The sequence below is a fragment of the Ottowia sp. genome, assembly GCF_035444425.1.
Taxonomy (GTDB): domain Bacteria; phylum Pseudomonadota; class Gammaproteobacteria; order Burkholderiales; family Burkholderiaceae_C; genus Ottowia.
Window position 1 is genome coordinate 39,986 of record NZ_DAOMOQ010000018.1, and the last position, 14,665, is coordinate 54,650.

The window sequence follows — 14,665 nt, forward strand, 5'->3', positions numbered from 1 at the left end:
CCCGATGGCGAGCTGAACGCCACCGTGAACTGCCTCGACAAGCACATGGGCACGCCGGTCGAGCACAAGACCGCGATCATCTTCGAAGCCGATGACGGCTCCGTCACCAAGATCACCTACCGGCAGTTGCTCGATCGCGTGAGCCAATTCGCCAACGGCCTCAAGGCGCACGGCATCAAGCAGGGCGACCGGGTGCTGATCTACATGCCGATGACCATCGAGGGCGTGATCTCGATGCTGGCCTGCGCACGCCTGGGTGCCATCCACAGCGTGGTGTTCGGCGGCTTCTCGGCCAAGTCGGTGCAGGAGCGCATCATCGACGGCGGCGCCGTGGCCGTGATCACTTCCAACGCGCAGATGCGCGGCGGCAAGGAACTGCCGCTGAAGGCGATCGTCGACGAGGCGCTCGGCATGGGCGGCTGCGAGGGCATCAAGAACGTCTTCGTGTACCAGCGCACCAAGACGCCCTGCAACATGAAGGAAGGTCGCGACAAGACCTTCGACGAGCTGATCGCCGGCCAGAGCACCGACTGCGCGCCGGTGATGGTCAACGCCGAGCACCCGCTCTACATCCTCTACACCTCCGGTTCCACCGGCAAGCCCAAGGGCGTGCAGCACGCCACCGGCGGCTACCTGCTGCAGGCCAAGCTGAGCATGGAGTGGAGCTTCGACATCAAGCCCGAGGACGTGTTCTGGTGCACCGCCGACATCGGCTGGGTCACCGGCCACACCTATGTCGCCTACGGCCCGCTGGCCGCGGGGGCGACCGAGATCGTGTTCGAGGGCGTGCCGACCTACCCCGACGCCGGCCGCTTCTGGCAGATGATCGAGCGCCACAAGTGCACCGTGTTCTACACCGCGCCGACGGCGATCCGCTCGCTCATCAAGGCCGCCGAGACCAACGAGAAGGTGCATCCGAAGAACTGGGACCTGTCCAGCCTGCGCATCATCGGCAGCGTCGGCGAGCCGATCAACCCGGAAGCCTGGATGTGGTATCACACCCACGTCGGCGGCGAGCGCTGCCCGGTGATCGACACCTACTGGCAGACCGAGACCGGCGCCCACATGATCAACCCGCTGCCGGGCGCGACGCCGCTGGTGCCGGGCTCGTGCACGCTGCCGATTCCCGGCATCTTCGCGGCGATCGTCGACGAGGCCGGCAACGAGATGCCCAACGGCACCGGCGGCCTGCTGGTCTACAAGAAGCCCTGGCCCAGCATGATCCGCACCATCTGGAACGACGAGGAGCGCTTCAAGGCGACCTACTTCCCTGAGGAGATGAAGGGCTACTACCTGGCCGGCGACGGCGCCGTGCGCGATGCCGACACCGGTTTCTTCCGCGTCACTGGCCGCATCGACGACGTGCTGAACGTGTCGGGCCACCGCATGGGCACGATGGAGATCGAGTCGGCGCTGGTGGCCAAGACCGACCTGGTGGCAGAAGCCGCCGTGGTGGGCCGTCCGGACGACCTGACCGGCGAGGCGATCTGCGCCTTCGTGGTGCTCAAGCGCCCGCTGCCGCACGGCGACGAGGCCAAGGCGATCGCCAAGGAACTGCGGGACTGGGTGGCGCACGAGATCGGCCCGATCGCCAAGCCCAAGGACATCCGCTTCGGCGAGAACCTGCCCAAGACCCGCTCCGGCAAGATCATGCGCCGCCTGCTGCGCACCCTGGCCAAGGGCGAGAAGATCACGCAGGACACCACCACGCTGGAGAACCCGGCGATCCTGACCCAGCTGGATCAGACCTACTGATCGCCAGCCCGGCACGGCCGGGTCGCTGCCTGGCCAGCGACTCGGCAGACACGAAAAAGCCCGCTTGCAGCGGGCTTTTTCTCGGTCGTGCGAAGTAGCTCGACGGATTCGCGTGCTTACTTGAGCGACAGAATCCAGGCGACCAGCTTCTTGGCCTCTTCGGCGTTCACGTTGGCGTTGGCGGGCATCGGGACCGCGCCCCAGACACCGCTGCTGCCTTTCATGATGTGCTGGGCCAGAAGGTCGGCGGCGGCTGCGTTGCCGGCGTTCTTCTTCGCCACATCCTTGTAGGAGGGGCCAACCAGCTTCTTGTCGACGGCATGGCACGCCATGCAGTTCTTGGACTTGGCGAGGGCTTCGTCCGCCATGGCCGCAGGCGCTGCGACGGTCATTACGGCCGCCACGGCGGCAAAAGTCAGGAAAACTCGCTTCATCTTGGTTCCTCGTTAGTGCGTGGTTAAGCTACATTCGCTCAACGCCATTGTATGCGCGCCGGTTGACATCACCCCCCAAAACCCTACTTGAAACAGATCAAGGAAAACCATGTATCTGCTCGGCTTGGGGCTGATCCTGCTGCTGATGAAATGGCAGGGCCTCAGCATCGTCGCCGCCTGGCCCTGGTGGCTGGTGCTGGCGCCGTTCGGCGCCGCCGCGCTGTGGTGGACCATCGCCGACCTGAGCGGCTACACGCAGCGCCAGGCGGCGGCGCGCGAACAGCGGCGCCAGCGCAAGCGGCTCGAGCGTCAGCGTGAGGCGCTTGGGGCCTCGTCCGGACGGGCGCGACCGCCTGACCGCTGAAGCATCCGGCGCGCCGCAGCGTGCACCGGCAACGGTCGCCTGTCAGACTTCGGAAAAATCGTCCAGCACCGCGCCCTTGCTGGCGCTCGACGCGCTGTGGGCGAACTTGGCCAGCACGCCGCGGGTGTAGCGCGGCGCCGGCTTCTTCCAGGCCTGGCGGCGCGTGGCCAGGGTGGCGTCGTCGACGTTGAGCTGCAGCAGCAGCTGCGTGGCGTCGATGGTGACCGAGTCGCCTTCCTCGATCAGCGCGATGTGGCCGCCGGCGGCCGCTTCGGGCGCCACGTGGCCGACCACCATGCCCCAGGTGCCGCCCGAGAAGCGTCCGTCGGTGATCAGGCCGACGCTCTCGCCCAGGCCCTCGCCGACCAGGGCGCTGGTCGGCGCCAGCATCTCGGGCATGCCGGGGCCACCCTTGGGGCCCAGGTAGCGCAGCACCACCACGTCGCCGGCCTTGATCTGGCCGGCCAGGATGGCGGCCAGCGCCGACTGCTCGTCGTCGAACACGCGCGCCGGGCCGGTGATGACCGGGTTCTTCAGGCCGGTGATCTTGGCCACGCAGCCCTCGGGGCTGAGGTTGCCCTTGAGGATCGCCAGGTGGCCCTGCTGGTACAGCGGCTGCGTGATCGGCCGGATCACGTCCTGGTCTTGGCGCGGCTGGTCGGGAACGTCGGCCAGCGTTTCGGCGATGGTCTTGCCGGTGATGGTCATGCAGTCGCCGTGCAGCAGGCCGGCATTCAGCAGCATCTTCATCACCTGCGGGATGCCGCCGGCCTGGTGCAGGTCGACCGCCAGATACTTGCCGCTCGGCTTCATGTCGCAGAACACCGGCACCTTCTGGCGCATGCGCTCGAAGTCGTCGATGGTCCACTCGACGCCGGCCGCGTGCGCGATCGCCAGGAAATGCAGCACGGCGTTGGTCGATCCGCCGACCGCCATGATCACCGCCACCGCGTTCTCGATCGATTGGCGCGTGACGATGTCGCGCGGCTTGAGGTCGCGCCGCACGGCCTCGATCAGCACCTTGGCCGACTCGCGGGCCGAATCGACCTTTTCCCGGTGCGGGTTGGCCATGGTGGACGAGTAGGGCAGGCTCATGCCCAGCGCCTCGAAGGCGCTGCTCATGGTGTTGGCGGTGTACATGCCGCCGCAGGAGCCGGTGCCGGGGATGGCGTGCTGCTCGATGTCCTTCAGTTCCCGGTCGCTGATCTTGCCGGCGGCGTTCTCGCCCACCGCCTCGAACACGCTGACGATGTTGAGGTCGCAGCCGTGCAGGCAGCCCGGCTCGATGGTGCCGCCGTAGACGTAGATGCTGGGCACGTTGGCGCGCAGCATGCCCATCATGCCGCCGGGCATGTTCTTGTCGCAGCCGCCGATGACGACCACGCCGTCCATCCACTGGCCCTGCACGCAGGTCTCGACGCAATCGCTGATGACCTCGCGGCTGACCAGCGAGTACTTCATGCCCTCGGTGCCCATGGCCATGCCGTCCGAGATGGTCGGCGTGCCGAACATCTGCGCGTTGCCGCCGGCTTCGTGGATGCCTTCGATGGCGGCGTCGGCCAGTTTCTGCAGGCCGGAGTTGCAGGGCGTGATGGTGCTGTGGCCGTTGGCGACACCGATCATGGGCTTGTCGAAGTCGGCCTCGGTGTAGCCCATGCCGTAGTACATGGAGCGGTTGGCGGCGCGCGCCTTGCCCTGGGTGATGTGGGCGCTGCGGTGGTTGATCGGCTGGTTCGGGGAGACTTTGCTGTCGGCCATGGCGTGCTCTCGGAAGAAGGGAACAAGTAAGCGCCGCGCGGCCGGCGCCCGAACGGAAAGTATGCGTCAGCGGACGGCGGAAGGCGGTGGTTGGGGCCGATCGCACGTCTCGCGTCGAGGGCTTTCCTGCGGCTCGCCATAATCCTGCCTTGGTCGGTGGCGGCGCCTGGCGTCGCCGCCGCGCACCGCCTTCGTCGTTTCCATTCCAGCCACGGATCTCCCAGCCATGCCCGCTTACCGTTCCAGGACCTCCACTTCCGGCCGCAACATGGCCGGCGCCCGCGCGCTCTGGCGCGCCACCGGCATGAAGGATGCCGATTTCAAGAAGCCCATCATTGCCGTCGTCAACAGCTTCACCCAGTTCGTGCCCGGCCACGTGCACCTGAAGGACATGGGCCAGCTGGTGGCGCGCGAAATCGAGGCCGCCGGCGGCGTGGCCAAGGAATTCAACACCATCGCCATCGACGACGGCATTGCCATGGGCCACGACGGCATGCTGTACAGCCTGCCCAGCCGCGACCTGATCGCCGATTCGGTCGAGTACATGGTCAACGGCCACTGCGCCGACGCCATGGTCTGCATCAGCAACTGTGACAAGATCACCCCCGGCATGCTGATGGCGGCGATGCGGCTGAACATCCCGGTCATCTTCGTTTCCGGCGGGCCGATGGAGGCCGGCAAGACCCGGCTGGCCGTGCCGGCGACGGCGCCGGCCCAGGTCCGGAAGGTCGATCTGATCGACGCCATGGTGATGGCCGCCGACAGCGCCGTGAGCGACGCCGAGGTGGACGCGGTGGAGCGCTCCGCCTGCCCCACCTGCGGCTCCTGCTCGGGCATGTTCACCGCCAACTCGATGAACTGCCTGACCGAGGCGCTGGGCCTGTCGCTGCCCGGCAACGGCACCGTGGTCGCCACGCACGCCGACCGCGAGCAGCTGTTCAAGCGCGCCGGCCACCTGATCGTCGAGCTCGCCAGGCGCTACTACGATCAGGACGACGCGCGCGTGCTGCCGCGCAGCGTCGGTTTCAAGGCGTTCGAGAACGCCATGACGCTGGACATCGCCATGGGCGGCTCGACCAACACCATCCTGCACCTGCTGGCGATCGCGCAGGAAGCCCGCATCGACTTCACGATGCAGGACATCGACCGCCTCTCGCGCGTGGTGCCGCAGCTGTGCAAGGTGGCGCCCAACACCGATCAGTACCACGTCGAGGATGTGCACCGCGCCGGCGGCATCATGGCCATCCTGGGCGAGCTGGCGCGCGCCGGCCGGCTGCACACCGACACGCCCACGGTGCACGCCGCCACCCTGGGCGAGGCGCTGGCCGAGTGGGACGTGATGGGCCAGCCGAGCCAGGCGGTGCAGACCTTCTACCAGGCCGGGCCGGGCGGCGTGCCGACCCAGGTGGCCTTCAGCCAGGCCAGCCGCTGGCCCAGCCTGGACACCGACCGCGCCGGTGGCTGCATCCGCTCGGTGGAGCACGCCTTCTCGCAGGAGGGCGGGCTGGCCGTGCTGCGCGGCAACATCGCGCTGGACGGCTGCGTGGTCAAGACCGCCGGCGTCGACGACGAGCTGCTGGCGTTCGAGGGGCCGGCGCACGTGGTCGAGTCGCAGGACGAGGCGGTGCAGCACATCCTGACCGACCAGGTCAAGGCCGGCGACGTGGTGGTGGTGCGCTATGAAGGCCCCAAGGGCGGCCCCGGCATGCAGGAGATGCTCTACCCGACCAGCTACATCAAGAGCAAGGGCCTGGGCAAGGCCTGCGCGCTGCTGACCGACGGGCGCTTCTCGGGCGGCACCTCGGGCCTGTCGATCGGTCACTGCTCGCCCGAGGCGGCGGCCGGCGGCGCCATCGGCCTGGTGAGGAACGGCGACCGCATCCGCATCGACATCCCGAATCGCAGCATCGACGTGCTGGTGTCCGACGAGGAACTGGCGCGCCGCCGCGCCGTGCAGGACGAACTGGGCTGGAAGCCGGCCAAGCCGCGCCCGCGCCAGGTGTCGGCGGCGCTGAAGGCCTACGCCCTGCTGGCCACCTCGGCCGACAAGGGCGCGGTGCGCGATCTGTCCCTGCTCGATTGAATCCGATCGCAAGACCGGGCTGAGCCAGGCGGCGCGCAGGCACAATCGCCGCCATGCTGATCCACCCGAACATCGACCCGGTCGCGATCCAGATCGGCCCGCTGGCGATCCACTGGTACGGCCTGACTTACCTGGTCGCGTTCGCGCTGTTCTATTTCCTCGCCACGCGGCGCCTGCGGCACCAGCCGTTCGCCTCCATCACGCAGCCGGCGCCGTGGACGCGGCGCGACCTCGAGGACATGCTGTCCTGGGGCGTGCTCGGCGTGATCCTGGGCGGGCGCCTGGGCTACAGCCTGTTCTACAAGCCGGCCTACTACGCCGCGCACCCGCTGGAGATCCTGGCCATCTGGCAGGGCGGCATGAGCTTTCACGGCGGCATGCTGGGCGTGATCGTCGCCATGATGCTGTGGGCGCGCCTGCGTGGTCGGCCCTGGCTGCAGGTGACCGACCTGATCGCGCCCTGCGTGCCGCTCGGCCTGGCCTCGGGGCGCATCGGCAACTTCATCAACGGCGAGCTGTGGGGCCGCGTGGCCGATCCCTCGCTGCCCTGGGCGATGGTGTTCCGCGGCGCCGGCGAGGCGCCGCGCCATCCGTCGCAGATCTACCAGTTCCTGCTTGAGGGCGTGCTGCTGTTCGTGCTGCTGTGGCTGTACGCGCGCCAGCCGCGCAGGATGGGGCAGGTCAGCGGCATGTTCCTGATCGGCTACGGCGTGCTGCGCTTCATCGCCGAATACTTCCGCGAGCCCGACGCGCACCTGGGCCTGCTGGCGCTGGGCATGAGCATGGGACAGTGGCTGTGCGTACCGATGGTGCTGGCCGGCGTCGCCATGTGGGCCTGGGCCAGCCGCCGGCCCGATCCGCTGGTCAAGCCATGAACGACGGCGCCAAGCCACCTGCCGAAGCCGGCCCGCGCAGCACGCGCGAGCGCCTCGGCGCCGTACTGGGCCGCAAGGCCGAGGCGCTGTCGCCCTGGGTGCTGCGGCGCACGCTGCGCGAGCTGCAGCACATCATCGACCCGACGGTGAGCGAGGTCGAGGGCGGCCGCCGCGCCGCCGGCGTGGCCGGCTGGTATGCGCGTGCCACGCCGGAGCAACGGCGCGACTGCTGGCTGCTGATGAGCGAGCAGTTCGCGCCCGACCCGGCCGCCATCCACGCCGCGCGCGAAGCGTACGAAAGCGCGCTCGGCACCGACGACGAGGCGCAGGCCGAGGTGCATCTGCGCCGCGCCATCATGGCGCCGCGCACGCGTCTGCTGCAGCGCTTCGCGGCCTTTCCCGAGGGCGTGCGCTTCCTGGTCGACATGCGCGCCGAGTTGCTGCCGCAGCTGCGCAGCAACAAGCGCCTGGCGGCGCTGGACGCCGAGCTGCAGGAGCTGTTCTCGACCTGGTTCGATGTCGGCTTTCTGGAGCTGCAGCGCATCAGCTGGGATTCGCCGGCCTCGCTGGTCGAGAAACTGATCAAGTACGAGGCGGTGCACGACATCCGCGGCTGGGCCGATGCCAAGAACCGGCTCGATGAGGACCGGCGCTGCTACGGCTTCTTTCATCCACGCCTGCCCGGCGAGCCGCTGATCTTCGTCGAGGTGGCGCTGCTGCAGGAGCTGGCGGGCAGCATCCCGCCGCTGCTCGACGAGGAGGCCGAGGCGGCCGATCTGCGCAAGGCGACGACGGCGATCTTCTATTCGATCAGCAACACGCAGCGCGGGCTGCGCGGCGTGAGCTTCGGCGATTCGCTGATCAAGCGCGTGGTCGAGACCCTGCACGCCGAGTTTCCGCAACTCAAGACCTTCGCCACGCTGTCGCCGATTCCGGGCTTTCGGGCCTGGCTCGGCAAGCACGCCGAGGCCCTGCTGGCGGCGCTGCCGGCGCGCACGCGCACGGCGCTGGCGCGCGAACTGGCGCCGGCCGAGCTGAGCGCGCCGGCGCTGCTGGCGGCGCTCGACGGCGTGGCTGGCGTGAACGAGAAGTCGCTGCTGGCGCGCTGGCTGCTCGGCGCCGCGGCGCGCTACCTGGCGCTGGAGCAGGACGAGGGCGGGCGGCCGCTGGATGCGGTGGCGCGCTTTCATCTCGGCAACGGCGCGCGCGTCGAGCGCCTGAACTGGCTGGCCGATCCCTCGCCCAAGGGCTTGCGGCAGTCGCACGGCGTGATGGTGAACTACCTGTACGACCTCAAGCGCCTGGACAAGCACCGGGCGCAGTTCGCCCAAGGAAAAGTCCCGATGGCCAGCGCCATCCAAAGCCTGCTAGATTGAGCGCCCCCGACAATCCCGAAAATAGGAGACAAAGCGCTCATGAATCACCTGCTCACCCGCCGTCAGGCGCTGCTGGCCAGCACCGCAGTGGTACTTCCCGGGCTGGCGCTCGCCCAGGCCTGGCCGGCCAAGCCGGTCAACATGGTGGTGCCGTTCCCGGCCGGCGGCGGTACCGACGCCTTCGCCCGCCCGCTGGCGGCACAGTTCTCCAAGCTCACCGGCTCGACCCTGGTGATCGACAACCGCGGCGGCGCCGGCGGCACGCTGGGTGCCTCGGTGGCGGCCAAGCTGCCGGGCGACGGCTACAACCTGTTCATGGGCGGCGCGCACCACATGGTGGCGCCCAGCATGTACCCCAAGCTCGACTACGACATCGAGAAGGACTTCATTCCGCTGATCCAGGTCGCCAGCGTGCCGCAGGTGCTGGTGGTGAACCCCAAGCGCGTGCCCCAGGCCACCGCCAAGGAGCTGATCGAGCATCTGCGCAAGAACCCGGGCAAGATGGATTACGCCTCGGCCGGTGCCGGCTCGGTGCACCACCTGGCGGGCGAGCTGTTCAAGATCCAGACCAGGACCTCCATCACCCACATACCCTACCGCGGCGCCGGCCCGGCGCTGCAGGACCTGATCGCCGGCACGGTGGACATGGCCTTCGATGGCCTCGGTTCATCCGCCGGTCACATCGCCGGCGGCCGCATCAAGGCGCTGATGGTGGCCGGCGACAAGCGCAACCCGGCCATCCCCGACGTGCCGAGCGCGGCCGAGGTCGGCCTGCCGGACTACAAGGTCAGCACCTGGTATGGCATCTGGGCGCCCAAGGGCACGCCGGCCGAAGCGCAGACCGCCGCCATCGACGCGATCCGCAAGTGCGCGCTGGCCGACGACGCCAAGGCGGTGTGGGCCAAGCAGGGCGCCACCTTCCCGAACGTGGCCGGGCCGCAGTTCGCCCAGCTGATCCACGAGGAGATCCGCAAGTGGGCCGAGGTGGTCAAGGCGTCTGGCGCCAAGCTGGAATAGGAGCGGCGGCTTGTCGGGCCGGGTCTTGTTCGCGGGCGATCAGGGCGTCGCCGTCGTCACGCTGTCGCACCGCGCCAGGTTCAACGCCATGTCGCGCGCGATGTGGCGCGAGCTGAAGGATGTGTTCAGCCGCATCCAGCTCGACGCGCAATGGCGGTGCGTGCTGCTGCACGGCGACGGCGGGCATTTCTGCGCCGGCGGCGACATCGCCGAATACCCGGACTTCCGCTTCGACCGCGACAGGCTGCGCACCTTCCACGAGGACGAGGTGTGGGGCGGCCTGGCGGCGATGCTGGCCTGCGACGTTCCGATCGTCGCCGCCATCGGCGGCAACTGCATGGGCGCCGGCGTCGAGATCGCCAGCTGCTGCGACATCCGCGTGGCGGCCGAGGACGCCCGGTTCGGCGCGCCGATCGCGCGCCTGGGCTTTCCGATGGCGCCGCGCGAGGCGCGGCTGGTGGCGCGCGTGGCCGGCGAAGCGACCGCGCGCGAGCTGCTGCTGGAAGCCGCCGTGCTGGATGCGCCGGAACTGAAGGCGCGCGGCTTTCTGCACCAGGTGCTGCCGCCGTTCGAGCTGATGGTGCACGCGCGTCAGCGCGCCGCGCGCATCGCCCGCCTGGCACCGCAGGCGGCGCGCCTGAACAAGCAGACCTTGCGCGCATTGGGCCAGGCAGGTCCGGGCGATGCGGCGGGCCCCGCGATCGACCGCATCGTCGCCGGCGCCTACGATTACGCCGACAGCGCCGAGCACCGCGAGGGCATCACGGCTTTCCTGGCCAAGCGCGCGCCGAATTTCTAGACTCCCCGTTTCACCATCGTTCGTCCCATGGCCAACCAGAACCTCTTTGCCGCCCTGCGCGCGGCCTTTCCCGCCGACCTCGACGGCACCGCCATCGAGACCGACAGCGGGTTGCACTACTCCTGGCACGATCTCGACCGCGCCACTGCCATGGTGGCCAATCTGCTCCAGTCGCTCGACGTTCCCAAGGCCCGCGACGGCGTGCCGCCGCGCATCGCGGTACAGGTCGAGAAGTCGGTCGAGGCCATGATCCTGTACCTGGCGGCGCTGCGCGCCGGCTTCGCCTTCCTGCCGCTCAACACCGCCTACCAGAGCGGCGAGATCGAGTACTTCATCGGCAACGCCAGTCCGGCCGTGGTGGTGTGCAGCGGCCGGAATTTCCCCTGGGTCAGCCAGATCGCCTTCAAGGCCGGCACGCGCCACGTGTTCACCCTGAACGAGGATCGCACGGGCAGCCTGCTCGAGCGCGCGGCGCACCACAGCGACCGGCAGCAACCGGCCGAGCGCAAGGCCGGCGAGCTGGCGGCGATCCTCTACACCAGCGGCACCACCGGCCGCAGCAAGGGCGCCATGCTGTCGCACGGCAACCTGCTGTCGAACGCGGTGATGCTGAAGGACTACTGGGGCTGGCAGCCAGGCGACGTGCTGATCCACGCGCTGCCGATCTTCCACGTGCACGGCCTGTTCGTCGCCATCCACGGCGCGCTGCTGAATGGCTCGAAGATGCTGTGGCACGCCAGGTTCGACCCGAAGAAAGTGATCGCCGACCTGCCGCGCGCCACCGTGTTCATGGGCGTGCCGACGCTGTACGTGCGCATGCTGGCCGAACCCGCGCTGACCAGGCAGCAGGCGGCGCACATGCGCCTGTTCATCAGCGGCTCGGCGCCGCTGCTGATCGAGACCTTCAACGACTGGCGTGAGCGCACCGGCCACACCATCCTCGAGCGCTACGGCATGAGCGAGACCATCATGCTGACCAGCAACCCCTACCGTGCCGACGTGCGCTACGAAAACCAGAGCGAGCGACGTGGCGGCACGGTAGGCTTTCCGCTGCCGGGCGTCGGCGTGCGGGTGCGCGGCGACGACGGCGCGGCCGTGCCGGCGGGCGAGATCGGCGGCATCCAGGTCAGCGGGCCGAACGTGTTCAGCGGTTACTGGCAGATGCCCGAGAAGACGAAGGAGGAGTTCACCGCCGACGGCTGGTTCAAGACCGGCGACGTCGGCCAGCAGGACGCGCGCGGCTACGTCACCATCGTCGGGCGCAGCAAGGACCTGATCATCAGCGGCGGCTACAACGTCTACCCGGCCGAGATCGAGGGCGTGCTGAACGACATGCCGGGCGTGGCCGAGAGCGCCATCGTCGGCGTGCCGCACCCGGATTTCGGCGAGGTCGGCGTGGCGGTGGTGATCCCCAGACCGGGCGCCACGCTGGAGCCAGAGCGACTGATCGACGAACTGAAAGCCCGGCTGGCCAACTTCAAGATTCCGAAGCGCTGTTTCATCGCTGCCGAGCTGCCGCGCAACACCATGGGCAAGGTGCAGAAGAACCTGCTGCGCGATCAGTACCAGGACCTGTTCACGGCCTGAGCACTGGCGGCATTGGCTGACAGCCGGCGCTGCGAGCCGGCGGCTAAACTCCGGGGTGAGCTGGCCTGTCGGTGCATGGGCCGGGACGAGAACGGAAAGCGAAGGAGGCTTCCATGTCCTTGAAATCCTTGCTGCTGCTGCTGGTGGGCGCGGCGATCGTGGTGTTCGTCGGCGTCAACTGGGCCGAGATGACGCGCCCGACCAACCTGTCGCTGATCTTCACCGAGGTGCACGCGCCGCTGGGGCTGGTGCTGCTCGGCCTGATGGTGCTGCTGTCGGTGCTGTTCGTCGGCCTGATCGCCTACACCCAGGGCACCGTGCTGATCGAGACCCGCCGCCACGCCAAGGAGCTGTCGGCGCAGCGCGAGCTGGCCGACAAGGCCGAGGCCTCGCGCTTCACCGATCTGCGGGCGCACCTGGACAAGGAGGTCGCACGCCTGTCGGGCGTGATCGACAACCACACGCGCGAGACGCTGGCGCGTGTCGACCGGGCCGAGATGGGGTTGCGCGACCGCCCGGTGGACCTGGAGATCGGGCGCCTGGTGCAGGCGGTAGAAACCCACAACCGCGACCTGCACGCGCGCGTGGACCGGCTGGAAATGGGCTTGCGCGAAGGCCTGTCGAGCTACAAGCCGGCATTGCCGAGCATGCAGCCGGCGGTGTTGCCGGCGGCCGCCAGCAGTGCGTCGGCCGCCGAATCGCGCGCCGACAACGGTGGCGACCCGGTCGGCCAGGCAGTGCCGGGCTGAGTGTGCGCGTCAGCCGTTCGTAGCGTCCCCAACAAACAACGCCTTCAGGCTGAACCAGCCTGAAGGCGTTGTTGATTCCGGGCGGCAGCCGGCCGGCGCGTTGCTGCTCCGGTGCCCGGATCAGCGCAGCACCAGCACCGGAATCTCGGAATGTGTCAGCACCTGCTGGGTCTCGCTGCCCAGCAGCAGGCGCTTGACGCCCTTGCGGCCATGCGAGGCCATCACGATCAGGTCGGCCTTGTGCTTCTTGGCGGCGGCGATCACTGCGTCCGACACCACGTCCGACTTGGCCAGCACCGCCTTGACCTTGACCCCCTGGGCCGTGCCGCTGGCCTTGACCGCGTCGACGGTTTCCTGCGCGTCGGTGGCCCATTGCTCCTCGACCCGCTTGACGTCCTCGGACGACAGCGGCACGGCGCCTTCGAAATAGCTTTGCGGATAGCGCGGGATCACCTTCAGGGCAACCAGCTCGGCGCCACAGGTGGCGGCCAGCTGGATGGCGCTGTCGACGGCTTTCTTGGACAGCTTGGAACCGTCGGTGGCGACGAGAATGCGTTGATACATGAAAGGCTCTCCTCAGGGTTGATTCGATGGCGACCGCCCGCGCCCGCGTGCGGATCAGACGCAACGATAGCGTAATCCAGCACCTTGGTGGGACACTTGGCCGCTGTCAAGCCAGCGACAGGTGTTGCATGTATATTAGCGCGCGCTTATGAAAGGTGAAGCAGCGATCCCATCGGCAGCGCAGGCGGTGCCGGCGTTCGGACCGACGAACGCCGAGCCGCTTGTCGGCTTCAGCTTGCTCGACGAGCGTGACGAGTGGCTGGAGTTCAGCCGCCCGCTCGACGGCGCCGGCAGCCATGCTGCCGGCACCTGCTGGGAATCGACCATCGTGTTCGAGGGCATGCACTGCGCCGCCTGCGCGGTGACGATCGAGCAGGCGCTGCGCGCCAGCCCCGGCGTGCGCGAAGCCGAGGTCAGCGCCGCCAGCCACCGCGGCCGCGTGGTGTGGGAGGAGGGCGCGACCCTGCCTTCGCGCTGGATGCAGGCGGTGCAGCGCACCGGCTATCGGCCGCTGCCGGCGCACGATGCCTTCGGCAGCGCGCGCCGCCAGGCCGAGACGCGCAAGATGATGTGGCGCCTCGGCGTGGCTGGCGTCTGCATGATGCAGGTGATGATGTACGCCACGCCGGAGTACTTCACCGCGCCCGGCGAGATGGCGCCGGACCTGATGCGGCTGCTGCGCTGGGCGCAGTGGGTGCTGTCGATTCCGGTGCTGCTGTTCTCCTGCCAGCCTTTCTTCGCCAACGCGCTGCTCGACCTGAAGCTGCGCCGCGTCAGCATGGACCTGCCGGTGGCACTCGGCATGCTGATCACCTTCGTCGTCAGCACGCTCGGCACCTTCGAGCCCGAGGGCGTGTTCGGGCACCAGGTCTATTTCGACTCGCTGACCATGTTCGTGTTCTTCCTGCTCACCGGCCGCTGGCTCGAGTTGCGCCTGCGCGACCGCACCGCCGGCGCGCTCGAGGCGCTGATGCACCGCCTGCCCGAGAGCGTGCAGCGCCAGCGCGCCGATGGCGGCTGGGAGCGCGTGTCGGTGCGCCGCGTGCGGGTCGGCGACGTGCTGCGCGTGCTGCCGGGTGAGGCGTTCCCGGCCGATGGCGTGCTGCTGCGCGGCAGCACCTCGGTCGACGAGGCGTTGCTGACCGGCGAATCGACGCCGCTGGCGCGCGGCGCCGGCGAGCAGGTGATCGCCGGCAGCCACAACCTGACGGCGCCGGTCGAACTGCGCGTTGAGCAGGTCGGCGCCGATACGCGCTACGCGCAGATCGTGGCGCTGATGGAGCAGGCCTCGACCGGCAAGCCGC

At 68.8% G+C, this 14,665-nt stretch carries 12 protein-coding genes and 1 pseudogene; 10 read left to right on the forward strand and 3 right to left on the reverse strand.

Annotated features, from left to right (window positions below; all coding sequences use genetic code 11):
- Positions 1–1,755: acetate--CoA ligase (gene acs / locus PK606_RS09020; RefSeq protein WP_324562990.1), on the forward strand; the 1,755-nt coding region annotated here is incomplete at its 5' end.
- 116 nt (positions 1,756–1,871) lie between these two features.
- On the opposite strand, the gene PK606_RS09025 is transcribed toward acs, so the two are convergent.
- Positions 1,872–2,189: a c-type cytochrome gene (locus PK606_RS09025; RefSeq protein WP_324562992.1), complete on the reverse strand. Its 318-nt coding sequence runs from the start codon at positions 2,187–2,189 to the stop codon at positions 1,872–1,874.
- A gap of 109 nt (positions 2,190–2,298) precedes the next feature.
- Here PK606_RS09025 and PK606_RS09030 point away from each other — a divergent pair, with 109 nt between their 5' ends.
- On the forward strand, positions 2,299–2,553 hold the full coding sequence (locus tag PK606_RS09030) for a TIGR04438 family Trp-rich protein (RefSeq protein ID WP_324562994.1): 255 nt from the start codon (positions 2,299–2,301) through the stop codon (positions 2,551–2,553).
- Positions 2,554–2,595: 42 nt separating this feature from the next.
- Here PK606_RS09030 and ilvD (PK606_RS09035) read toward each other — a convergent pair whose 3' ends face one another.
- Complete coding sequence (gene ilvD, locus PK606_RS09035) at positions 2,596–4,311, reverse strand: dihydroxy-acid dehydratase (RefSeq protein ID WP_324562997.1); 1,716 nt, start codon at positions 4,309–4,311, stop codon at positions 2,596–2,598.
- A gap of 226 nt (positions 4,312–4,537) precedes the next feature.
- Here ilvD (PK606_RS09035) and ilvD (PK606_RS09040) point away from each other — a divergent pair, with 226 nt between their 5' ends.
- From ilvD (PK606_RS09040) to PK606_RS09070, 7 genes are all read left to right on the forward strand, one after another.
- On the forward strand, positions 4,538–6,394 hold the full coding sequence (gene ilvD, locus PK606_RS09040) for a dihydroxy-acid dehydratase (protein WP_324562999.1): 1,857 nt from the start codon (positions 4,538–4,540) through the stop codon (positions 6,392–6,394).
- A gap of 53 nt (positions 6,395–6,447) precedes the next feature.
- Complete coding sequence (gene lgt / locus PK606_RS09045) at positions 6,448–7,269, forward strand: prolipoprotein diacylglyceryl transferase (protein ID WP_324563001.1); 822 nt, start codon at positions 6,448–6,450, stop codon at positions 7,267–7,269.
- Positions 7,224–8,645, forward strand: a complete 1,422-nt coding sequence (locus PK606_RS09050; RefSeq protein ID WP_502920810.1) for a malonyl-CoA decarboxylase — start codon at positions 7,224–7,226, stop codon at positions 8,643–8,645. Before lgt ends, PK606_RS09050 begins: the two co-directional genes overlap by 46 nt.
- A 39-nt stretch (positions 8,646–8,684) precedes the next feature.
- Entirely contained in the window at positions 8,685–9,662 is a 978-nt protein-coding gene (locus PK606_RS09055; protein WP_324563005.1) for a Bug family tripartite tricarboxylate transporter substrate binding protein, read from the forward strand.
- A gap of 10 nt (positions 9,663–9,672) precedes the next feature.
- Positions 9,673–10,461 (forward strand): enoyl-CoA hydratase/isomerase family protein, encoded by a 789-nt coding sequence (locus tag PK606_RS09060; RefSeq protein ID WP_324563009.1) that lies wholly within the window; start codon positions 9,673–9,675, stop codon positions 10,459–10,461.
- Between the two features lie 27 nt (positions 10,462–10,488).
- Positions 10,489–12,048 carry a malonate--CoA ligase gene (locus PK606_RS09065; RefSeq protein ID WP_324563011.1) on the forward strand — a complete coding sequence of 520 codons (1,560 nt, stop codon included), beginning with the start codon at positions 10,489–10,491 and terminating at the stop codon, positions 12,046–12,048.
- 113 nt (positions 12,049–12,161) lie between these two features.
- Positions 12,162–12,797 (forward strand): LapA family protein, encoded by a 636-nt coding sequence (locus PK606_RS09070; protein ID WP_324563014.1) that lies wholly within the window; start codon positions 12,162–12,164, stop codon positions 12,795–12,797.
- Between the two features lie 120 nt (positions 12,798–12,917).
- Here PK606_RS09070 and PK606_RS09075 read toward each other — a convergent pair whose 3' ends face one another.
- Positions 12,918–13,361, reverse strand: coding sequence for a universal stress protein (locus PK606_RS09075; protein WP_324563015.1), 444 nt, complete (start codon positions 13,359–13,361; stop codon positions 12,918–12,920).
- A 148-nt stretch (positions 13,362–13,509) separates the two neighbouring features.
- On the opposite strand from PK606_RS09075, the pseudogene PK606_RS09080 reads away from it, so the two are divergent.
- A pseudogene (locus PK606_RS09080) lies at positions 13,510–14,665 on the forward strand (heavy metal translocating P-type ATPase); the annotation flags it as partial.